The organism is Streptococcus vestibularis (assembly GCF_900636445.1).
Classification (GTDB): domain Bacteria; phylum Bacillota; class Bacilli; order Lactobacillales; family Streptococcaceae; genus Streptococcus; species Streptococcus vestibularis.
The window spans coordinates 535624-559886 of record NZ_LR134275.1; the positions used below are offsets into that span (position 1 = coordinate 535624).

Genomic DNA, 24263 nt, shown 5'->3' on the forward strand with positions numbered 1-24263 from the left:
ACAAATGTAAGCTCAAAAATTAAAATGAAAGCTAAGACGATGGTTTTGTTTCCGAAGATTCTGCTATACTAGTAGCATGATTATTACCACATCTTTACGTGAAAACGAGGCCTTGATTGCACGTGCCCAAGAACTAGCTTACGAGCTAGGAGCTGACTACCAGCCTCGTCGCAAGTTATCCTTGGCAAAATGTTTAGAGCGATTTGGAGCTTTTTATCTGCTATATAAAGATAGATTGTCTTTTGTTAATGCGAATGGCAGTGAGTTGTCCTTTCATCCAGATACGGCGGTTCTTCGCATTAAGGCTCCACATGATGCTTTAATTAGTCTTTTGGGGGAGTCTCCTAAGTCTATTCTTGATACGACCATGGGGCTGGCTTCTGATAGCCTAGTGATGACAGCAGTGGGAAATAGGGTGACAGCCCTTGAGAGTCAAGAGGTGATTTTTCAGGTGGTTTCTCGTGGTCTGGCAACTTACCAGACAGATGACAAGCGGCTTGAAAAAGCCATGCGGTCTATTAAGGCTATTAAGAGCGATAGCTTATCCTTTTTGAAATCCCAGGCTGATCACTCCTTTGATATCATCTATGCTGATCCTATGTTTTCAGAGACTATCAAGGAATCGGAAAATCTAGAGGCTATCAAGCCTCTGGCCAATGGTAGCCGTCTGACAGAAGAATGGCTAAAAGAGGCTAAACGTGTTGCACGGGAAAAAATTATCATCAAGGCACATTTTCGTGACCCTATTTTTGAGGAACTAGGGTTTGAACGTCAGGTTCGTCCTAATCAAAAGTTGCACTATGGCTTTATGGATTTAAAAGGCGGTCATTGACACTGAAAGTTAAAAGTATTACAATTGTTTTATCTGTGTAGTACAAATAGAAAAGAGAGATTTATGCGAAAGAAAATCAGTCCAAAGTTATTTAAAAATAAAAAAAGAGTTTGGATCATTGGAGGAATTGGCTTTCTTGTCCTTTTGGTTTTAGGTTTTAACCTTCTTGGAGGAGGTGGGCAAGATGATAAAGCGTCAGAGAGTCCCACAGCGAGTAAGGTAACAAAGGGTCAACTGGCCTCGTCTACTCTTCTGACTGGCATGGTGAAGGCTCAGTCGGAACAGTATGTTTATTTTGACAATACCATTGGACGCAATGCCACTGTGACAGTCTCTGTTGGTGAGGAAGTTAGTGTTGGTCAGCAACTGGTCCAATACGATAGCACCTCAGCCCAAGCAGCATATGATACGGCTAGTCGTGCCTACAATAAGGCAGTTCGTGACCGTAATTATTTCCAACAGTATGGAACAGCTCCTTCGGCTTCAACGCAAACAAATAATGATTCGGATGAGGATGATTCGACAACTACCGTTAGTCCTCAACAGCGTCAGCAAACTGAGGCAAGTAATTACCAAACCTTGCAAGATTATAATGATGCCATTGCCAATGCAGCATCAGAGCTAGAAAAGGCACAAGATGTTCTCAACCAAACGGTCATTGTTTCAGATGCTAATGGGACAGTCGTAGAAGTCGCGGACTCTGTGGACCCTGCTTCAAAAGAGAGCCAAACCCTAGTTCATGTGACAAGCGAAGGCCAATTTGAGATTCAAGGAACCTTAACGGAATATGACATTCCAAATATTTCAGTGGGGCAAAAGGTCAAGATTACTTCCAAAGTATACCCAGACCAAACTTGGACAGGGAAGGTCAGCTATGTTTCCAATTATCCTAAGCAAAATACCAATCAGTCAACGGGGACATCTGGCAACTCAGGTCAGTCAGGTTCTCAGTATGAATACAAGGTTCAATTGACTAGTCCTATCGGAAAACTGAAACAAGGTTTTAATGTATCTCTTGAAGTGACAAAAGATGATGATGCCTTGTTGGTTCCTGTAACTGCTGTGAGCAAGAAAGGCTCTGACAATTATGTCTGGGTGTACGATGATGAGACTCAGAAAATCAAGCAAGTTAAGGTCAAACTTGGTAATGCAGATGCCAAGCAACAAGAAATTGCATCAGGGCTAAAAGAAGGTCAAAAAGTTATCACCAAGGCAGATAAATCCTTTAAGGATGGGGAGACCCTAAAGAATGTGACGGATGCTAGGGGTAAAAAGCCCAAAGACACTAGCGGAGAAGAGGTGAAGTCAAGTGACTAAGCCAGCTCTTATGGTTTTAAAAGGCATCACCAAGTCTTTCAAAAATGGTCAAGAGTCCTTGCAGGTACTCAAGGGAATTGATTTATCAGTTGAAGAAGGTGACTTCGTGGCAATCATGGGCCCTTCTGGTTCAGGAAAATCAACCCTCATGAATATTATTGGCCTCCTTGATCAACCGACGACAGGTTCCTACCAACTCGAGGGCGAGGATGTGGCTGATCTCTCTGAAAATCGTTTGGCCAAGGTACGAAATGACCAGATTGGCTTTATCTTTCAACAGTTTTTTCTATTGCCAAAGTTAAGTGCCCAAAAGAACGTAGAGCTTCCTTTGATTTATGCAGGAAAATCTCCACGTGAACGTAAGCAAAGGGCAGAGCAATTCTTGAAAAAAGTCGGCTTGTCAGACCGTAGCCATCACCTACCGTCAGAGTTGTCTGGTGGACAGAAGCAGAGGGTTGCCATTGCACGTGCACTGTCTAACGATCCGGCAATCATTTTGGCGGATGAACCTACGGGTGCTCTTGATACCAAGACAGGAACCCAGATTATGGAGCTCTTAACCCAGCTAAACAGTGAAGGGAAGACTATTGTCATGGTTACCCATGAACCCGTGATTGCAGACTATGCCCGACGTAAGATTGTCATTCGTGATGGTGAAATCACTCAGGATACGACTGATAGCGTTCGGATTGACTAGGAGGTAAGAATGGAAAATTGGAAATTTGCTCTTAGTTCTATTCGTTCACACAAGATGCGGTCCTTCCTGACCATGTTGGGAATTATCATTGGTGTCGCTGCGGTAGTACTTATCATGGGGCTAGGAAATGGGATGCGTCAGAGTGTTACCGATAGTGTGACAGGTGATAAGGATACTGTTCAAGTCTACTATGAAGCCAAGGGTGAGGAGCTAGATCCTGCCTATGCAGACTTGTCACAACCGACCAAAACGGTTAAAGAAGTTTGGTTGGAGCAAGTAGCTAGGCAGACGCCTGGTATCGATAGTTATTTTGTGACCAACAGCCTAACGTCCTCTATCTCCCTCCAAAAAAAGACTGTGAAGAAAGTTAATATCACAGGTGCCAGTCAGGGCTACTTTAAAGCTAAAAAGTTAGAGATGCTGGCAGGACGTTCCTTGCAAGACAATGATTACAAAAATTTTTCGCGCGTCATTGTCATTGATCAGATGGTAGCCAAAAAACTCTTTAGGACGAATGAGGATGCCCTTAATCAGGTGGTTACTATTGGGAACAATGATTATCGTGTGATTGGTGTTTATAAGAATAAAGACACAGCTATTGGTGATTCTGGTGAAATTGGGACAGCGCTTGTAGCCAATACCCAGTTGGCAGCTGAGAATAATACTGATCCTATTGGTCAGATTTTTTTCCATGTGACCGATGTGAAAAATAGTAGCAGTGTCGCTAAGGATGCCGCTAAACGCTTGACCCAGTTGTCCCAAGTTGATAATGGAGAGTACAAGGCAGCAGATATGAGTTCAGCCTTAGATCAGGTGAACACAATCTTTGGAACCATTACCACTGTTGTCGGTGCTATTGCTGGGATTTCACTCTTAGTTGGTGGAATTGGTGTTATGAATATCATGCTGGTTTCGGTAACTGAGAGGACACGAGAGATTGGTCTTCGTAAAGCTTTAGGTGCCACACGTCGTAAAATCTTGACTCAGTTTTTGATTGAATCGATGGTCCTTACCATCTTGGGTGGTTTGATTGGTCTAGGTTTTGCGGCCCTTGTAGTTGGACCAATTGGGAGTGCAATGAATCTTAAAGCTACGGTCTCTCTTAGCGTAGCCATGGGAAGCATAGCCTTCTCAGCAGCCGTAGGAATCATCTTTGGCCTTCTACCGGCTAATAAAGCTTCGAAACTAGATCCTATCGAAGCACTTAGATATGATTAGAAAAGACCTCTTGAAATCTTTGGATTTTGAGAGGTTTTATGGTGTTCAAAAAAAGATAGAGAAAAAATCCAAAAAAAGTTGTATTTTTCTCTTGACGTCTGATTCAGGTCATGGTATCCTATATGAGGTTTGAAAAAAACTGACCTAAGACAGTTGGGGAGCTAGACTCGTAAACATCCAACCGAGGCACAAAACGTAACTATTTTTTGTAACGTATTGTACTTTCGTGTCTAGGTTTAGGTACGATTTTTTTGTGCCTAGCCCAAAAATAAAAACGGAGGTAAAACTACTAATGAGTGAAGCTATTATTGCTAAAAAAGCTGAACAGGTTGCTATTGTCGCTGAGAAAATGAAAGCAGCAGCATCTATCGTTGTTGTTGACTCTCGTGGACTTACAGTTGACCAAGATACAGTTCTTCGTCGTAATCTTCGTGAATCAGGCGTTGAATTTAAAGTTATCAAAAACTCTATCTTGAGCCGTGCAGCTGAAGAAGCAGGTCTTGAAGACCTTAAAGAACTTTTTGTTGGTCCATCTGCAGTAGCATTCTCAAACGAAGATGTTATCGCACCAGCAAAAGTTATTAGCGAATTTGCTAAAGATGCAGAAGCTCTTGAAATCAAAGGTGGTGTTGTTGACGGTGCGTTCACTTCAGTCGAAGAAATCAACGCTCTTGCATCACTTCCAAACAAAGAAGGTATGCTTTCTATGCTCCTTTCTGTACTTCAAGCGCCAGTGCGCAACGTTGCATACGCTGTCAAAGCTGTTGCAGAAAGCAAAGAAGACGGTGCTGCATAAGCTCGTCTTCACAACTCGTAGCTTAAGCTACGTTTAAAACACTATATTAAAAACACATTTGGAGGAAATCACAATGGCATTGAACATTGAAAACATTATTGCTGAAATTAAAGAAGCTTCAATCCTTGAATTGAACGACCTTGTAAAAGCTATCGAAGAAGAGTTTGGCGTAACTGCTGCTGCTCCTGTAGCTGCTGCTGCAGCTGGTGGTGCTGACGCTGGTGCTGCTAAAGATTCATTCGACGTTGAATTGACATCTGCAGGTGACAAAAAAGTTGGTGTTATCAAAGTTGTACGTGAAATCACAGGCGAAGGTCTTAAAGAAGCTAAAGCTATCGTTGACGGTGCACCATCAGTTCTTAAAGAAGGTGTTGCTGCAGCTGAAGCTGAAGAAATCAAAGCTAAACTTGAAGAAGCTGGAGCTTCAGTTACTCTTAAATAATAAGGTAACGACTCAAGTCGCTTAATAAAGGAACCAGGGCATTAGCTCTGGTTTTTTATTGAGATAAACGATTATGAGAAACTGTTTGAATTAATGGGGTTCCCTACCTAAAAACTGCCAAATTTATTTTTGGCAGTTTTTTGTTTTTCTATTTTAGACTGATCTTGTTTATCATATCTTCTACTATGGGATTAAAATATGAACGATTTTTCGATTTATTATTTTTTACTTGAAACAATTAAAGCATGTAAGAATAGACTGTCGCCTACATCATAATTTATATCTGATACTCACCTTTTTTTAATATATTGGAGTTTGCTTGCTATTCTTAGGTAGAAAAATTTAGGAATTTCTTTTCTCTTTGCGGATGCCTATTCATTCTGGTAGAGAGGAGGCAATGAAGAAGCAAATGCTTACTAAGAGAATATTTCCCCCCAAAAAACAGATTTAGCCACTAACTATGATGAGGTTTTGAACAAGGTCTTATATGATATCAATCACCGACCACGGAAATGCCTAGCTTACAGAACTGCTTGTGAAGCTCTAGTGGATGAGTTCGAGTAAATGTTGCACTTATACTTGCAATTTATCATTTCAAAAATTATAAAAAAGTTGTATTTTCATATTATATTATTTGATTAGAGTAGAGCAATTTGATAAAATAAATAGTATATGTGAAGGAATAAAAACTGAAAATTATCTTCTGGACTATTTTTGATGATATTCGGAAGTTTTTTAGTTGAGGTATTTCTGAGAACATGAAAATAAATAAAAGGAGGTTGTTTGACTCGATGAAAGGCAAGCAACAACAAGATTTTAGGGTAGAAAAATACATCCGTTACGGTATTCGTAAATATAGTTTTGGAGCGGCATCGGTAGCTATTGCGGCTGGTTTGATGTTCCTTGGAAATGGAGCAGTATCTGCTTCAGAAACGTCAGTTAATGGGAATACTGCAGATTCATCAGTAGTAGCTTCTAATCCAGAAAATGATGGGACTTCGACGAAAGCAGAAACTCCAGTAACTGAAAAAGAAGTAAAGGCAGAGGAGCCTAAAAAGGAAGATACTTCAGTTCAAAAAGAAGCAGAAGAAAAAACACCAACAGAAGCTCCTAAAGCAAATACTGAAAAAACTGCTGAAAAGGTTGCTGCCAATAAAACAGCACTCTATGAAGCAATTTCAAGCTTAGAGAACCGTATCGCTGTAGCTAAGAATGCAGATGCAAGTGCTCTTTCTGCTGCAAAGGAAGCTTTAGCAACCGCAAAATCGGTTTTTGCGAATCCAACAGATGGACAATCAGAAGTTGATAGTCAAACAGAAGCACTTAAGGCTTTAGCGACAGTTCTTGTAGAATCAAACGCTGCTGAAACTGCAAAGAAAGAAGAAGCGGCTAATCAAAATCAAGACAATCCTACAGTAGACACCAAGGTTTTGAACCAAACTTTATCTGAAGCAGAAGTTACCAACCAATTAGCTTATTCAGAGATGAATAAAAAGGATCTTTCTGATGAGAGTAAAGGTGCTATCGAGGCAGCAATTGCTAAGAACAAAGTTGTCCTTGCGGAAACAACCAAATTGTTGGCTGATAAGAGCTTAGCACAAGAACAAGTGGATGCTCAGTTGAACCGTTTGAACGAGTCAATTCAGGCAGTCTATGACGAATTGAAACGAAACGGTATCGGCCAAGATGGGAAATTCGCTGTAGCTCTCTCAGCTAACGAAGGATACACAGCTTCTTCTACAGAATTAAGAAAAGAAAATGGTGAATTTCTTGGTTCTACAGGTAAATCTTACAAAGTACTAGATGGCAACGACAACTATAAAATTTATGTTCATGGCTATCAATCTGAGAACACTGATGTGCCTGCGGCAAATAGTGGACAAGCAGGAATAAGTGGTCGTACAGATATTCCTTTATCAAAAACTGAAGCTCAAAAACTTGGACGAGAAGCTGCTCTATGGAAAGGTAAAATTCGTGCTACAGGAAAAGCTAATGGGAACACAACTTGGGGATCTGGTGGAGCTTATGAATACATAGCTACAGAAATCTACGGATATACTTATGAACAAGGAAATCACTATGTATATCTTACAGATGTGAAAAAACGTTTTAGTTTATCTGATGAGGCAACTGCTGCAGGTTACAAAATCACAAACGTCGCCTTAAGCAACTTAATTCCAGGATTAGCTTATAATGAAGCTACAGATACTGTAGAAGGATATGTAGCATCTTCTCTTCAAAACGGTGTATATGACATGCGTTATATTGTAACTGTAGAGAAAGATGGAGCTACTCAGCAGGTTACTTTCAGGGATTTAACGGCTGGATGGATAGGATGGCAAGATACATCTGCACCACTTATTCAAGGATCTTCTAAGTTAGTTACAGTAGGTGACGAAGTAAGTCATAACATCAAATATGTTGATAATGATGGAATGAGTCGTGATGAAAGAACTGGTTATGTATACAGAAGTAATGGAGAAAAAGTTGTTGCCGGTTCAAAAACTGCTCCTGGAAGCACGAGTGGAGCAACCTTTACTGCAGTTGATGGATCTAAAGTAAATACCGAGAACGGACCACAAACTGTCACAGCCCATACATCCCTAAACGGTAATTATACAGGAAGTCAAACTTCGATAAACGATGTCGTACCAGGATTAAATTATAATCCACAAACTGGAGATATTACTGGGACAGCAAGTGAAGCTGGAATTTTCACAGCGGCTGTTTATGCGAAAGACTATAATAATACAACCAATGCGAAAAATCAGGATTGGAATATGTATGGTCAAGAAGCTCATGAAAATATTACAATCGCAGTAGCACCTAAGATTACTGTTAAGAATGTTGAAGCTTATGCAACAAATATACCTGTAACAATCTCAAATGGAGCTAACAAAGCAGAAATTACAATGCCAGATGGAACAGTTACTAAATTAGTAGCTAAGAACGGAAACTGGGTAGTAGCTGCAGGTACTACAAATACAGCAGTTCAAGAAGGAGCAGTATTAGCGCCAGTTGCAACTTCAGGGGAATCAACTATTAACTTAACAGTGACTCCGAAATCTACAAAATACGTTGGTGTGGATAATATTGCGGCTAAAGCAACAACTGACAAGGTAAAAGCAAATATTCAACGTGAATTTGCTATGGTAACTGACGCAGCAGGTAATACGTACAAAGCGGTATTTAACCATGCAACAGGTAAATATTCGTTACCTACTGAAAAAGCTTATGAATTAAAAGACAATGGTAATGGTACATCAACTCTTATTGAACGTCGTGTTTATACAGATGCGCAAGCAAATGGTGATGTTAAATTCGTTGTTTATGAGTTTGAACGTACATGGAATACAACATCTTCAGCATCAACATTAGAGGACAAGATTGCAGAAATCCGTAAAAATGGTGAGGTAACTGCAGTAGGTAATGTTACGCGTACAGAGACTCTAATCAAGAAAGATAACACATCATCAGAACAAGGGATGGTAGTTACAGTAAGTTACGACTCAGTAACAAACCAATGGACATCTTCTGACGGTACAGCGGTAACAGCTAAAGAATCAAATGCAGGTTGGGAAATCGAAACAGCATCTGGATTCAAAGGATATGTATCATACCGTGAAGCAAGTTCAACAGATGTAGCATCAATCCAAAATGCTAAACCAACAGGAACCTCAACAAGCTATTCAGAAGCAAAAGGTACATCAGTAGACTTAATCAAGTCAACTAAAGCAAATGTAGCATTCGCAGATACAATCGATGATAAAACATCAGCAACAGATTCTGATACGATTAAAACAAAAGTAACAGCAACTGCACCAGATGGCTCAGTAACTACTTTTGATGGAGCTCAAGCAGAAGAAACAGCTTATATCCAAGCACAACGTACAGCAGCAGCTAAAACTCAAGCGGCAGCAACAGCTGTAAAAGAACAACAAGATACACAAAACGAATTAGCTCGTCTTCAAGAACTACTAGACCGTCAAACACGAGTAGTAGAAGATGCTCAAAAGGCATTAGATGACTTGAAATTACGTACAATTTCACCAACAGCTCAAGAATTAGCAGAAAGAAAACTTGCTAATTCTAAAGAGTTTAAAGCATCTATAGAAGAACAATTAGCAACAGCTAAGGCAAATCTTACTACAAAAACAACAGAGGTAGAAACAGCACGTACTGCAGCTTTAGAAGCTGAAAAAGCGGTAGAAACAGCACGTACAGCTCTTAAAACAGCAGCAGAATCAAACTTAGCTAAAGCTAACGCTTATGTACTATCTCAAAAAGGACGTTACAAAGTAACAGCCAGAGCAGTAGACTCAAACGGTGTTGTAACAACTCCAACAGTAGATGGAACAGATGCTGGAGAAGTTACAGAAGATGCAGTAGCAGAAACAACTTACTACATCGTAGTAACAGAACCAGAGAAATCATCAGGTGCTCAAGCTCAAAAACAAACTGACTCAATGGCCGACAATTTCAATGATGGAAAAGAAGGAACTACAGTATCAAATTATAAACTAGTAGATCCAAAAACAGGAGCAAAAGTTGAATCTTTAACAACTGAAGAAGGAACATACACTGTAGATCCAACGACTGGTGAGGTGTCATTTACACCAGCTGAAGGATTTGTTGGTACAGCAGCTCCTATCACAGTAGCAGCAGATGTGACATTTAATGACGAGTCAGGTAACCCAGTAACAGTACCAGTTTCAAATACATATACACCAACTGTATACGGAATTGACCCAGCTGATGATGAAACTACTGGTAAACAAGGTCAAACGCAGACATCTATTTCTGGAAAAGAACGTTTTGAAGAACTAAACACTGCAACTAATACACCTGATGGAACAAATGTTGACTGGACAACAGCTGCCTACTCATTAGAAGGAGCTAATGCTGAAGGTAAAGTGGTAGTTGATGGAGAAGGAACATACTCAATCGATCCAACAACAGGTGTAGTAACATTTGAACCACTTCCAACATTTACAGGAAAAGCTAAAGGTGTTAATGTACAAGTATCAGTAACAGCAACTGACTCAGAAGGAAACAAAGTTCCAGTTACTTCAAAAGGGTCTTATACTCCAGAAGTAACACCAGTTAAGCCAACAGGTGAAGGTGTAACTTCAAGTGGTAAACAAGGTCAAGAGCAAACAGGAACACCTAAATTTACTCAAGGTGATGAAACAGCGCCAATCACAATCAACGAACAGCAACCGGCTAAATTCGTAGTAAATGGACAACCAGTAGAAGACAAAGAAATTCCAGCTACAAAAGATGGAAAAGAAGTTGGTAAATACGTAATCGATCCATTAACAGGTGTTGTAACATTTAAACCAAACAAAGACTTTGTTGGTACTCCGGATCCAGCAACTGTTGAAGTTAAAGATAAGAATGGAACTCCAGCAACAGCTACTTACACACCAACAGTAACGCCAGTAACACCAACAGCAGAGCCAAAAGAAACAACTGGAAAACAAGGTCAACCACAAACTCAAGACACAGAGTCAATGTTCAAACAAGGTGATGAAGTAGCCCCAATTGATAAGACAACTGTTAAATTGGTAGACCCAAGTGGTAATGAAGTAACAACAATGCCAGCTCTTAAAGATGGTAAAGAAGTTGGAACATACACAATTGATCCAACAACAGGAGTTATTACATTCCAACCAAACAAAGATTTTGTTGGTACACCAGATCCAGCTAAGGTTGTAGCGAAGGATACTAACGGAACTAAGGTAGAAACAACTTACACACCAACAGTAACGCCAGTAACACCAACAGCAGAACCAAAAGAAACAACTGGAAAACAAGGTCAACCACAAACTCAAGACACAGAGTCAATGTTCAAACAAGGTGATGAAGTAGCCCCAATTGATAAGACAACTGTTAAATTGGTAGACCCAAGTGGTAATGAAGTAACAACAATGCCAGCTCTTAAAGATGGTAAAGAAGTTGGAACATACACAATTGATCCAACAACAGGAGTTATTACATTCCAACCAAACAAAGATTTTGTTGGTACACCAGATCCAGCTAAGGTTGTAGCGAAGGATACTAACGGAACTAAGGTAGAAACAACTTACACACCAACAGTAACGCCAGTAACACCAACAGCAGAACCAAAAGAAACAACTGGAAAACAAGGTCAACCACAAACTCAAGACACAGAGTCAATGTTCAAACAAGGTGATGAAGTAGCCCCAATTGATAAGACAACTGTTAAATTGGTAGACCCAAGTGGTAACGAAGTAACAACAATGCCAGCTCTTAAAGATGGTAAAGAAGTTGGAACATACACAATTGATCCAACAACAGGAGTTATTACATTCCAACCAAACAAAGATTTTGTTGGTACACCAGATCCAGCTAAGGTTGTAGCGAAGGATACTAACGGAACTAAGGTAGAAACAACTTACACACCAACAGTAACGCCAGTAACACCAACAGCAGAACCAAAAGAAACAACTGGAAAACAAGGTCAACCACAAACTCAAGACACAGAGTCAATGTTCAAACAAGGTGATGAAGTAGCCCCAATTGATAAGACAACTGTTAAATTGGTAGACCCAAGTGGTAACGAAGTAACAACAATGCCAGCTCTTAAAGATGGTAAAGAAGTTGGAACATACACAATTGATCCAACAACAGGAGTTATTACATTCCAACCAAACAAAGATTTTGTTGGTACACCAGATCCAGCTAAGGTTGTAGCAAAGGATACTAACGGAACTAAGGTAGAAACAACTTACACACCAACAGTAACGCCAGTAACACCGACAGCAGAACCAGCTGAGACAACAGATATCCAAGGTAAAACACAAAATGGAACACCAACATTCACACCAGGTAATCCAGAAGTTCCAATGGATGATGAAGTACCAGCAACATTCGAAGACGGATCAACAACTAAGACTATTCCAGGCGAAGGAACATACACAGTAGCGAAAGACGGAACAGTAATATTTACGCCTGAGAAGACATTCACAGGAGTTGGAACAGGGGTAACAGTAAAACGTGTAGATAAGAATGGAACACCAGTCACAGCTAAATACACTCCAACAGTAACACCGGTGAAACCAGAAGGAACACCTGCAGTATCTGAAGGACCTAAAGGACAACCTCAAACAGGAACACCAACATTTACACCAGGAAATCCTAATGTGCCAATCGATGAAGATGTACCACCAACATTCGAAGATGGAACAACTACAAAAATAGTACCAGGTGAAGGAACTTATACAATCGATGAAAACGGTAAAGTAACCTTTACACCAGAACCAGACTTCGTTGGTAAAGCATCAGGTGTAACCGTTAAACGTGTAGATAAGAATGGAACACCAGTCACAGCTACTTACACTCCTACAGTTCGTCCTGATACTTCATTCGTTGATAAAGATGGTAACCCACTTTCACTAACAGAAGATGGAACTAAACCAACTAAAGATATTCCAGGATACAAGATTGTTAAAACTGAAGTAGATGAAAAAGGAAATACAAAACACATCTATGAGAAAGTTACAACAACTCATAAAGATAAAGATGGTAATGTAATTCCAGGAACAACTACTGAGGAAGGTACAACTCCTAAGAAAGATATTCCAGGTTACCGTTTCGTAGAAACTAAGACACTTCCAAACGGAGATACAGAGCACGTTTACGAAAAAGTTAAGACAAGTCACAAGGATAAAGACGGTAATGAAATTCCGAACTATCCAACAGAAGATGGTGAACAACCTAAGAAAGATATTCCAGGTTACCGCTTCGTAGAGACTAAGACACTTCCAAACGGCGACATCGAACACGTTTATGAGAAAGTTAAGACAAGTCATAAGGATAAAGACGGCAATGAAATTCCGAACTATCCAACAGAAGATGGTGAACAACCTAAGAAAGATATCCCAGGCTACCGCTTCGTAGAGACTAAGACACTTCCAAACGGCGACATCGAACACGTTTACGAAAAAGTTAAGACAAGTCACAAGGATAAAGATGGCAATGAAATTCCAAATTATCCAACAGAAGACGGCGAACAACCTAAGAAAGATATTCCAGGTTACCGCTTCGTAGAGACTAAGAAACTTCCAAATGGCGATATCGAACACGTTTATGAGAAAGTTTCAACACCAGCTCCAACGCCTTCACCTGTTCCTCAACCAACTCCAGGTAAGCAAAATACAACTACTTGGACTGATGAAAATGGAAATCCATTGAAACCAACTGAGTCAGGTTCTAAAGAACCGGGAACAGTTTCAGGTTACGAATATGTGAAGACTGTGACTGATCCAAATGGAAATATCAAACATATCTTCAAGAAAGTTGAGATGCCAACTCCAAGACCGGTTGAACCAAGTCAACCAGCAACACCAAAATATGTTGAAGGTCAAAAAGAGTTGCCAAATACAGGTACTGAAGACAATAATAGTCTAGTAGCACTTGGGCTTCTTGGAGTATTGAGTGGATTTGGTCTTGTAGCTCGCAAGAAGAAAGAAGATTAATTAAATCTTTCTGATAAACGAATATAGCAGAAAACCAATGATGTAAAAATCATTGGTTTTTTGAAATTCACAAATGTTTTCTGAAAATAGGTTTGCTAACATTTAATAAAATGGTAAAAATTATTTTAATATTACTAAAAAGAGGATAGATACTTAAAAACAAAAATATATTTACTACTATAAATAATTTTGAAAAATAAAATTTATTTATTATAGTCTAAATTTTAAATTTAATAGTTTGCTTACAATACGGAAGTGTGATATCATTGAGACGTATCGGAGTGCATAATTTTGGCATAAAAACATTGTTATATTAAATGTTAAAAATGTCGGATTTTTTTGTGCTAAGTACATTGAAAAGTGAAATAATTTATAAGGAGGTTGTTACTCGCATGCAAGGGAAACAACAAGATTTTCGAGCGGAGAAGTACATTCGTTACGGTATTCGTAAGTACAGCTTTGGAGCGGCATCAGTAGCGATTGCAGCTGGTTTAATGTTCTTAGGTAATGGTGTAGTATCAGCGACGGAAGTACAATCAGCTGAAACAGCTATTACAACATCTGCTTCTAGTCAAGGTGACAAAGAGACGGAAAAGGCTGAGCCTAAAGCCGAAACAGTAGAGACTGCGAAGCCAGAAACTGTGAATACAGAGACTGTTAATCCAGAAACTGAAAAAGCTACAGAAGTGAAACCTGAAGTTAAAGTAGAAGATACTAAAAAAGTAAACAAGGCTATCCTTGAAGCAAGTATTGCTACTTTGGAGTCTAAACTTTCAACTGCTAAATACGCAGATGCTACAGTAGTAAACTCAGCTAAGGAAGTGTTGGCAACAGCTAAAGCAACTCTAGCTAAGGGAGACGCTAGCCAAGCAGATGTAGATGCACAAGCAGAAACTGTATCAGCGTTGAGCACAGTTGTAACTGAGTCGAATACTGCTGGTTTCGACAAGAAACAAGCGTCTGAAGAAGAAGTAGCAAAAGCTGAAGCTGAAAAGAAAGCTACTCCAGCTGAAAAAGATCTTTCAGTAGCAAAAACAACTCTAACACAAGTATCATCAGAAGCTGAAGTAACTAACAAATTGGCTGAGACTGAACTAGCTAAGGCTGATGTCAAAGAAGAAAACAAGGCAGCAGTTACAGAAGCAGTCGCTAAAAACAAAGAGGTTATTGCTAAAACTAAGACTCTTCTAGCTGATAAGAGTGTGACAAAAGAGCAAGTAGATGCTCAATTGGAACGCCTTAACGAGTCAATCCTTGCAGTTTACAATGAGTTAAAAAATGCAGGAATTGGCCGTGACGGGAAGTTTTCAGTTAACTTGGCAGATGCACAAACAACAGCACTTAAAGATGCAAGTACTGAAACAGGTAAAAAATGGTTAGAAGATCACGGATATTCTTCACTATCAGATATCAAAGTAAAAACTAAAGAAGATAATCTAAAAGAAATTAAAGATTTAAACGACCAAATCCAATGGTTAGACTTTGGAGATACAAATGCGTGGACAGGGTTAAACGCAAATAACCAACTTCAAATCGGTTCTACTTATACAAAAGAATTGATTCCTGGTTATATCGTTACTATGAAGGTTAAAGAATTAAAACCGTTCGAATCAACAGAAATATTCAAAAATCGTGTTGCTGGAACTGATTTAGAAAGTTCTTATCAACCTGATAAAGAAAATAAATTCAATCCAGAAAATGGTGCAACAGGATTAGGTGCGAATCCTCAGAACCAGTGGACACACGTTGCCAATTCTGGTTTGACAACTGGTAATGCTAAAACAACAATCGCAGGAACTAACCCTGCGGGTCAACCTAAAAACGGTCAAGCAGCTGGGGTTAAATTTGAAGTAACAGCGACTTATAACGGTAAAGCTGTTAAACCTGGTATCGTTATGACTTCTGGGGAAGACGTCGGACCGCTTGAGTCTGAAATCTATACAACAGATGGTACACCATGGGACTTAGCTGCAATTGTTGGATATAAAACAAATAAAAATGCTTATCGTCCACTTGATCAATTTAAAGATATGAATGGTGGTAAAACTGCTGTCCTTAAATGGCAAGATGAAAAATTCTATAATGCCTTAAGTGGTGGAAAATTTGCTACTCCTGATGCTGCTACTGCAGGTCTTGGATCTCAAGTGTTTGGAGGTGCTCTAAACCAAAACGGATCAGGAACAGCAATATTATCTACTGCCAATGTAACAGAAGTAGGACTATACATCATGTCTTCTGGACAACAATCTTCTATGATTGGTATCAAGTTCTCTGACTTTGGAGATCTTCCAGAATCTTATGGAATGGCTGAACACTACTTAAGAACACAATCTATAGATTATGACACAAAAGCAATTAAACAGATTCAACAACCATATTTAGGTAAAGTAAAAGCGGATATTGACTCTGCGCCAGGTACTCGTGTAGTTGGAGTAGATTCAGATGATGCAAAAGATAATGCTGATGAAGGTGTAGATCAACTTATTGCTCCAGATAACTTTAAACAAAATAAAGATACGGGTCTTCCAGAGGTACAATTAGTTAAAGCTCCGGACAATACTTATAAAGTTAAGGTTATTGCTTCGGCAAATGGTAATGACAAATACACAGATACTGTTGCACCAGCTTATGTGCGTGGATTTATTGATTTCAACGGAAATGGTAAATTTGATAAAGGTGAAGAATCTAATATCGCTACAGTAACTGGAAATGGTCAAGAAGTAGAACTTACATTTACAAATACCCAAGTCATCGATACTAGTAAGGATGTTGTAAACTTCCGTGTTCGTATCGCAAAAGATGAAGAACAAGTAGAAAAAGCTACAGGAATTGCATACTCTGGGGAAGTTGAAGATAACCAAATCCGAGTTTCTCACCCACCACGTGGAGACTATGAAGAAACTACTGGTAAACAAGGTGAAAAACAAAATATCGGTATTGAATTTGTTAACCGTGTAGAAGCTGATGCATCTGAATTAGGTTCTAACAATGGTAAAACTACATTCAATGCTTATGGTAAAATCGATTACACTGAACAACGTAATTCAATTAGTTTAGCATCAACTAAAAAAGTGCAAACTGAAGGTGTAATGATTGTTAAACCAGATGGAACTTTAGCTAAAACTTACACTAAAGAGGGTCAAGGTACGTATGAAGTAACTGATACAGGTGTAACATTTACTCCAGAAGCTAACTTCGTAGGTAAAGCTGATGGTATCGTACTTCGTGCGGTAGACGCTAATGGTCAATCAACTGGATGGACTTCATTGACAGATCAACACGGTCTTGTCAACATCAATGATGGTACACATACAACTACTACAAAAACTATGGATGCAGTTTATGTACCAAACGTAACTCCAAAAGAAATCACTGCCGATCCTGAAACATCAACTGATGTTCAAGGAAAAGCACAGAAGAAAACTCCAACATTCAAAACTGATGCAGGAACTGATAATGCTGCAACTGTAACACCAAGTGCTACATACCCAGCTAAATTAGTAGATCCAAAAACTGGAGCTAAAGTTGACTCTGTAACTGTAGATGGAGAAGGAACTTACACAATCAATCCAACAACAGGTGAAGTAACATTCCAACCACTTCCAACATTCAAAGGAACTGCAACAGGTGTTGACGTAACATTAACAGCACCAGTAGGTCAAAATAAAGATGGACAAGATGTAACAGCTACAGCTACTACAAAATACACTCCAACAGTAACAGCTGTAGAACCAACAGCTAAACCAGCAGACTCTGCAGGAGTACAAGGTGAAACTCAAAAAGGAACACCAACATTCACAGCAGGAAATGCAGAAGTACCAATTAAAGAAAACTCTGTAAAACTATTGAATCCAGATGGAACAGAAGCAAATGGTCCAGTAGATGCATTAGATGAAAAAGGAAACAAAGTAGGGGAATACACCGTAAACCCAGCAACAGGTGAAGTAACATTCACACCAACTGACAAAACTTACACTGGTAAAGTAACTCCAGCTAAAGTTCAAGCAGAAGATAAAAATGGAACTAAAGTAAACACTACTTACACTCCACACATCGTAGGTGTAACACCAACAGCAACACCAGCGGAATCTTCAGGAATCCAAGGTGAAGTACAAGATGGAACTGTAACATTTGCACCTGGTGAAACAACAGTAGAAGGTGTTAAAAAATCAGTACCAATCAAAGCTAACTCAGCGGTTCTTCTTGATGCTTCAGGTAACCCAGTAGTTCCTGGTACTCCAGTAGACGCTTTAGATCCAGAAGGAAACAAAGTAGGGGAATACACAATTGACCCAGCTACTAACAAAGTAACATTCACACCAACTAACAAAGCTTACAAAGGTAAAGTACAACCAGTTAACGTACAAGCAGAAGACGAAAACGGAACTAAAGTTTCGACAACCTACACACCAACAATCGTAGGAGTAACACCAACAGCAGATCCAGCTAAATCTGTCGATGTTCAAGGTGCAACTCAAACAGGTAAACCAGTATTCCAAGGCGGAACAGCTATGGTTAACGGTGAAGAGAAGATTGTTGAAATTGATGAAGATAAACCAGCTAAATTGGTGGATCCAAAAACAGGAGAACAAGTTGATTCAGTAACTGTAGAAGGCGAAGGAACATATACAGTAGCTCCAGACGGAACAGTAACCTTCAAGCCAGAACCACAATTTACAGGAGTAGCCAAAGGTGTTGAAGTCGTTCGTCAAGATAAGAACGGCACACCGGTTAAAGCTTCTTACACACCAGAAGTTAAACCTGTAACTCCAACAGGAACAGATACTGTAACTGAAGATATCCAAGGTTCAACTCAAACAGGTAAACCTGAATTCAAGGGTGGAACAGTAACAATTGATGGTAAAGAGAAAACTGTAGAAATCAACGAAGATAAACCAGCTAAATTGGTAGATCCGAAAACAGGAGATCCAGTTGATTCAGTAACGATCGAAGGCGAAGGAACATACACAGTAGCTCCAGATGGAACAGTTACCTTCACACCAGAGAAGAACTTCACAGGAAAAGGAACAGGTGTCACAGTTCAACGTGAAGATAAAAACGGTACACCAGTCACAGCTAAGTATACACCAGTTGTTAAGAAAGCAACACCAACAGGAACAGACGCTGTAACAGAAGATATCCAAGGTTCAACTCAAACAGGTAAACCAACATTTGAAGGTGGCAAAGTAACAGTTAACGGTGAAGAAAAAACTGTAGAAATCAACGAAGATAAACCAGCTAAATTGGTAGATCCGAAAACAGGAGATCCAGTAGATTCAGTAACTATCGAAGGCGAAGGAACATACACAGTAGCTCCAGATGGAACAGTTACATTCACACCAGAAAAGAACTTCACAGGTAAAGGAACAGGTGTCACAGTTCAACGCGAAGATAAGAACGGCACACCAGTTAAAGCTACTTACACACCAGTTGTAAAACCAGCTACACCAACAAGTTCAGATGTTATCACTACAAATGTTCAAGGTGCTACTCAATCAGGAACACCAACATTTGAAGGTGGCAAAGTAACAGTTAACGGTGAAGAAAAAACTGTAGAAATCGACGAAACTGTTAAACCAACATTTGACGATGGCACAACTGAGAAGCAAGTCCCAGGTGAAGGAACATACACTATCGATGAGAATGGTACAGTAACATTCACACCAGAGAAAACATTCACTGGTCAAGCGACAGGAGTAACAGTTAAACGTGTGGATAAGAACGGCACACCAATCACAGCTAAGTACACTCCAGTAGTCGTTCCAGTAACACCAACTTCAAAAGATTCTGAATCAGAAGGTCCTAAAGGACAACCTCAATCAGGAACACCAACATTTGAAGGTGGCAAAGTAACAATCAACGGTAAAGAAGTACCAGTAGAAATCGACGAAACTGTTAAACCAACATTTGACGATGGCACAACTGAGAAGAAAGTACCAGGAGAAGGAACATACACAATCGATGAGAACGGTAAAGTAACCTTCACACCAGAACCTGACTTCGTAGGTAAAGCATCAGGTGTAACCGTTAAACGTATAGATAAGAATGGAACACCAGTCACAGCTACTTACACTCCTACAGTTCGTCCTGATACCTCATTCGTTGATAAAGATGGTAACCCACTTTCGCCAACAGAAGATGGAACTAAACCAACTAAAGATATCCCAGGATACAAGATTATTAAGACTGAAGTAGACGAAAAAGGAAATACAAAACACATCTATGAAAAAGTTACAACAACTCATAAAGATAAAGATGGTAATGTAATTCCAGGAACAACTACTGAGGAAGGTACAACTCCTAAGAAAGATATTCCAGGTTACCGTTTCGTAGAGACTAAGAAACTTCCAAATGGCGACATCGAACACGTTTATGAGAAAGTTAAGACAAGTCACAAGGATAAAGATGGCAATGAAATTCCAAACTATCCAACAGAAGATGGCGAACAACCTAAGAAAGATATCCCAGGTTACCGCTTCGTAGAGACTAAGAAACTTCCAAACGGCGACATCGAACACGTTTATGAGAAAGTTAAGACAAGTCACAAGGATAAAGATGGCAATGAAATTCCAAACTATCCAACAGAAGACGGCGAACAACCTAAGAAAGATATCCCAGGTTACCGCTTCGTAGAGACTAAGAAACTTCCAAATGGCGATGTAGAACACGTTTATGAGAAAGTTAAGACAAGTCACAAGGATAAAGATGGAAACGAAATTCCAAACTATCCAACAGAAGACGGCGAACAACCTAAGAAAGATATCCCAGGTTACCGCTTCGTAGAGACTAAGAAACTTCCAAATGGCGATGTAGAACACGTTTATGAGAAAGTTAAGACGAGTCACAAGGATAAAGATGGAAACGAAATTCCAAACTATCCAACAGAAGACGGCGAACAACCTAAGAAAGATATTCCAGGTTACCGCTTCGTAGAGACTAAGAAACTTCCAAATGGCGATGTAGAACACGTTTATGAGAAAGTTAAGACAAGTCACAAGGATAAAGATGGCAATGAAATTCCAAACTATCCAACAGAAGATGGCGAACAACCTAAGAAAGATATCCCAGGTTACCGTTTCGTAGAAACTAAGACACTTCCAAACGGAGATACAGAGCACGTTTACGAAAAAGTTAAGACAAGTCACAAGGATAAAGACGGTAATGAAATTCCGAACTATCCAACAGAAGATGGTGAACAACCTAAGAAAGATATTCCAGGTTACCGCTTCGTAGAGACTAAGACACTTCCAAACGGCGACATCGAACACGTTTATGAGAAAGTTAAGACAAGTCATAAGGATAAAGACGGCAATGAAATTCCGAACTATCCAACAGAAGATGGTGAACAACCTAAGAAAGATATCCCAGGCTACCGCTTCGTAGAGACTAAGACACTTCCAAACGGCGACATCGAACACGTTTACGAAAAAGTTAAGACAAGTCACAAGGATAAAGATGGCAATGAAATTCCAAATTATCCAACAGAAGACGGCGAACAACCTAAGAAAGATATTCCAGGTTACCGCTTCGTAGAGACTAAGAAACTTCCAAATGGCGATATCGAACACGTTTATGAGAAAGTTTCAACACCAGCTCCAACGCCTTCACCTGTTCCTCAACCAACTCCAGGTAAGCAAAATACAACTACTTGGACTGATGAAAATGGAAATCCATTGAAACCAACTGAGTCAGGTTCTAAAGAACCGGGAACAGTTTCAGGTTACGAATATGTGAAGACTGTGACTGATCCAAATGGAAATATCAAACATATCTTCAAGAAAGTTGAGATGCCAACTCCAAGACCGGTTGAACCAAGTCAACCAGCAACACCAAAATATGTTGAAGGTCAAAAAGAGTTGCCAAATACAGGTACAGAAGACAATGCTAACCTAGCAGCACTTGGACTTCTCGGAGTCTTGAGTGGATTTGGTCTTGTAGCTCGTAAGAAGAAAGAAGACTAAGCTTTCTAATTGATAAGATTTGTTTGCAATGAACATATCTTCCCAAAAACTGATGAATCGAATGATTCATCAGTTTTTTGCGATTGAGAGAGGAAGGATCTAACGGGGAGACAAAGGAAAAAGGCTTTTCTATCATTTGTTAAGTCTATCAAGGCTTTAAGTAAAAAAACAGATAAGACAGTAGCTATTCTGAGGTTACTGTCTTATTTTTAGGCTCTATGTCAACTGTAGTGGGTGACGAAAAGCTAACATCTAGAGAGGACCTGATAGGTCTTCTCTTTTTTTATGTTCAGAGTGATGAAGACACGTTTCTTAAAGTTGATGAAGTTTCTAAAACCGAATCCCAACCGTTTGATGTCTTTAATCAACTTGTTAGTCGCTTCTAGTTTCGCGTTTGAATAGTCTGTTTCTAGTGCATTTTGGATGTATTGTTTGTGTCTAAGAAAAGTTCTAAAGACCGTTTGAAAATAGTGATTGACTTTGCTTCTATTTTCCTCTATCAGCTCAAAGAACTCATCTACTCTCTTCTCCTGAAAGTGAAAAAGCAAAAGCTGATAAAGTGTATAGTAGTCAGTAAGCTCTTTTGAAAAGCCTAGTGTCTTCTCAACAACTTCATGTGGTGCTAAAGTTTGGCGGAAAGTCTTTGAATAAAAAGAGTTGAGAGATAGTTTACGGCTGTCCTTTTGGAAGAGTCGCCAATGATTTTTCAAGGCTCGATAGGGTAGTGACTTCTTATCGAACTGGTTCATGGTTGCAATTCTAGTCTTTAAAAATGCTCTACCAAGGTGCTGGATAATGTGGAAACGATCAAGAACGATTTTAGCGTTTGGGAAAAGTTTTTTGGCTAGTGGAATATAAGCCCCAGACATATCCATCGTGATAAACTGCACCTTTTGTCGAGCTTTCAATGGATACTTCAAAAAGTAGTTTCGTATAGTAGTCTGGCGACGATTATCAAGGATGGTTATGAGCTCGTTGGTCTCATAGTTTTGAGCGATAAAAGCCAAGTCACCTTTCTTGAACCCAAACTCATCCCAGGACATTATAGCTGGGAGTTTGTCATAATGTTTCTTGAAAGTGAACTGGTCAAGCTTACGATAGACAGTGGACGTCGACACACGAAGTCTTCTGGCAATATCAGTTAGTGACACCTTCTCAGTTAGGAGTTGTGTAACCTTTTGTCGGACTATATTGGAGATTTGGCAGTTTTTCTCAACGATTGATGTCTCAGCCACCGTTACTCTCTTACAACTTTTGCACTGGAAACGACGTTTTTTCAGACGTAGTAGTGTCGGCGTTCCCGCTTGTTCGAGAAGAGGAATTTTAGAAGTTTTTTGAAAGTCGTACTTGATCATCTTTCCATGGCAGTGAGGACATGATGGTGCAGGATAATCCAGTTTTGCTTGAACCTCGATATGAGTATCCGTTTCAAAAACAAGAGAAATAATGATGTTAGGGTCTTTAATTCCGATTAATTCTGTGGTATTCTTAATAAGTCTCATAAGTTCTTCCTAATGATGGTTTGGTTGCTTTTCATTATAGTTCTTATGGGACTTTTTGTCTGCATTCAAAAAGCTCTATAAGCTCTACAGTGGTTTTACCCACTACAGAAATTATAGAGCCTATTTTTAACACTTTTTGATCCATAAAAGAGCATGCTAAAAAAACACCTCATCTGGTATTTTTTGAAACAAGGCGTTACAATAATATGGCATAAATAATTTTACCGATTTTGGGTAGAAGTATAATCGTAAAGTTTGTTATACGTTATGAGATAATACATTGTTCTAATGAGACGATGTATAGAGGCAATCGTATGTGGCTTAGTTGAAGCTATTGTCGATTGTCTTTTTCGTTTCTCATAAAAGTCAGCGATATGGCAGAGATTGGTATGACTAGCTGAAGCGATGTTGTGAATGCACTTGAACAAGATTTTTCTGGCATAGGGATTCCCTCGTTTAGTGATGTGTTCCTTGGCGAGAAAGTTCCCAGATTCATAGTGTCTCAGGTCAATGCCAATAAAAGCGTTGATTTGATTGGTAGACTGAAAGCGACGTTCCTACAGACGTAGTAGAGTTGGCGTTCCAGTTTTGCTTGAACCTCGATGTAGATATCTTTTTCAAAAACAAGAGAAGTAATGATGTTAGGGTCTTTAATTCCGATTAATTCTGTGGTATTCATTCCTAATGATGGTTTGGTTGCTTTTCATTATAGTTCTTATGGGACTTTTTGTGTACATTTAAAAAGCTCTATAAATCTACAGTGGTTTTACCCACTACAGAAATTAGACTCCTTGTCAACTGTAGTGGGTTGAAGAAAAGCTAAGTTTTCGAAATGAGGAAATCCGTTCTTTTGTGAATTTTTATGCAATATATATATATATATATATATATATTGCATAAAAAACCAATTATATTTTGAAGAAGCTTGTTGTTATCATTTTTTAGTATCTAGAAAACAAAAAAATAATATAAATAAATTGAATAAAACGAGACAAAT

General features: G+C 39.3%; 9 protein-coding genes, 3 pseudogenes and 1 other annotated feature. Of the genes and pseudogenes, 9 read left to right on the forward strand and 3 right to left on the reverse strand.

Annotated features, from left to right (window positions below; translation table 11 throughout):
* Positions 1–76 precede the first annotated feature (76 nt).
* From EL076_RS02825 to EL076_RS02865, 9 genes and pseudogenes are all read left to right on the forward strand, one after another.
* On the forward strand, positions 77–832 hold the full coding sequence (locus EL076_RS02825; RefSeq protein ID WP_126429150.1) for a class I SAM-dependent methyltransferase: 756 nt from the start codon (positions 77–79) through the stop codon (positions 830–832).
* Between the two features lie 63 nt (positions 833–895).
* Positions 896–2149: an efflux RND transporter periplasmic adaptor subunit gene (locus EL076_RS02830; RefSeq protein WP_126429153.1), complete on the forward strand. Its 1254-nt coding sequence runs from the start codon at positions 896–898 to the stop codon at positions 2147–2149.
* A gap of 10 nt (positions 2150–2159) precedes the next feature.
* Positions 2160–2846, forward strand: a complete 687-nt coding sequence (locus EL076_RS02835; protein WP_408055271.1) for an ABC transporter ATP-binding protein — start codon at positions 2160–2162, stop codon at positions 2844–2846.
* 9 nt (positions 2847–2855) lie between these two features.
* Positions 2856–4064: an ABC transporter permease gene (locus tag EL076_RS02840; protein ID WP_126429157.1), complete on the forward strand. Its 1209-nt coding sequence runs from the start codon at positions 2856–2858 to the stop codon at positions 4062–4064.
* A 125-nt stretch (positions 4065–4189) separates the two neighbouring features.
* Positions 4190–4325: a sequence feature (ribosomal protein L10 leader region), on the forward strand.
* A 31-nt stretch (positions 4326–4356) separates the two neighbouring features.
* Positions 4357–4860 carry a 50S ribosomal protein L10 gene (rplJ, locus tag EL076_RS02845; RefSeq protein ID WP_003095623.1) on the forward strand — a complete coding sequence of 168 codons (504 nt, stop codon included), beginning with the start codon at positions 4357–4359 and terminating at the stop codon, positions 4858–4860.
* Between the two features lie 73 nt (positions 4861–4933).
* Positions 4934–5302 carry a 50S ribosomal protein L7/L12 gene (gene rplL / locus EL076_RS02850; protein WP_003095336.1) on the forward strand — a complete coding sequence of 123 codons (369 nt, stop codon included), beginning with the start codon at positions 4934–4936 and terminating at the stop codon, positions 5300–5302.
* Positions 5303–5638: 336 nt separating this feature from the next.
* Positions 5639–5866: pseudogene (locus EL076_RS10465) on the forward strand (IS30 family transposase); the annotation flags it as partial.
* A gap of 227 nt (positions 5867–6093) precedes the next feature.
* The gene (locus EL076_RS02860) at positions 6094–13803 is read left to right on the forward strand and encodes a YSIRK-type signal peptide-containing protein (protein ID WP_126429159.1); all 7710 of its coding nucleotides are present in this window, start codon (positions 6094–6096) and stop codon (positions 13801–13803) included.
* A 392-nt stretch (positions 13804–14195) separates the two neighbouring features.
* Positions 14196–21764 (forward strand): Ig-like domain-containing protein, encoded by a 7569-nt coding sequence (locus EL076_RS02865; protein ID WP_126429161.1) that lies wholly within the window; start codon positions 14196–14198, stop codon positions 21762–21764.
* A gap of 252 nt (positions 21765–22016) precedes the next feature.
* Here the strand turns inward: EL076_RS02865 and EL076_RS02870 are convergent.
* The 3 genes and pseudogenes from EL076_RS02870 to EL076_RS09930 form a co-directional block, all read right to left on the reverse strand.
* Positions 22017–23266 (reverse strand): annotated as a pseudogene (locus tag EL076_RS02870) (ISL3 family transposase).
* A 221-nt stretch (positions 23267–23487) separates the two neighbouring features.
* Positions 23488–23820: pseudogene (locus EL076_RS02875) on the reverse strand (transposase); the annotation flags it as partial.
* The gene (locus EL076_RS09930; RefSeq protein WP_003094080.1) at positions 23769–23945 is read right to left on the reverse strand and encodes a hypothetical protein; all 177 of its coding nucleotides are present in this window, start codon (positions 23943–23945) and stop codon (positions 23769–23771) included. The gene EL076_RS09930 and the pseudogene EL076_RS02875, both read right to left, overlap by 52 nt.
* Between the last annotated feature and the right edge of the window lie 318 nt (positions 23946–24263).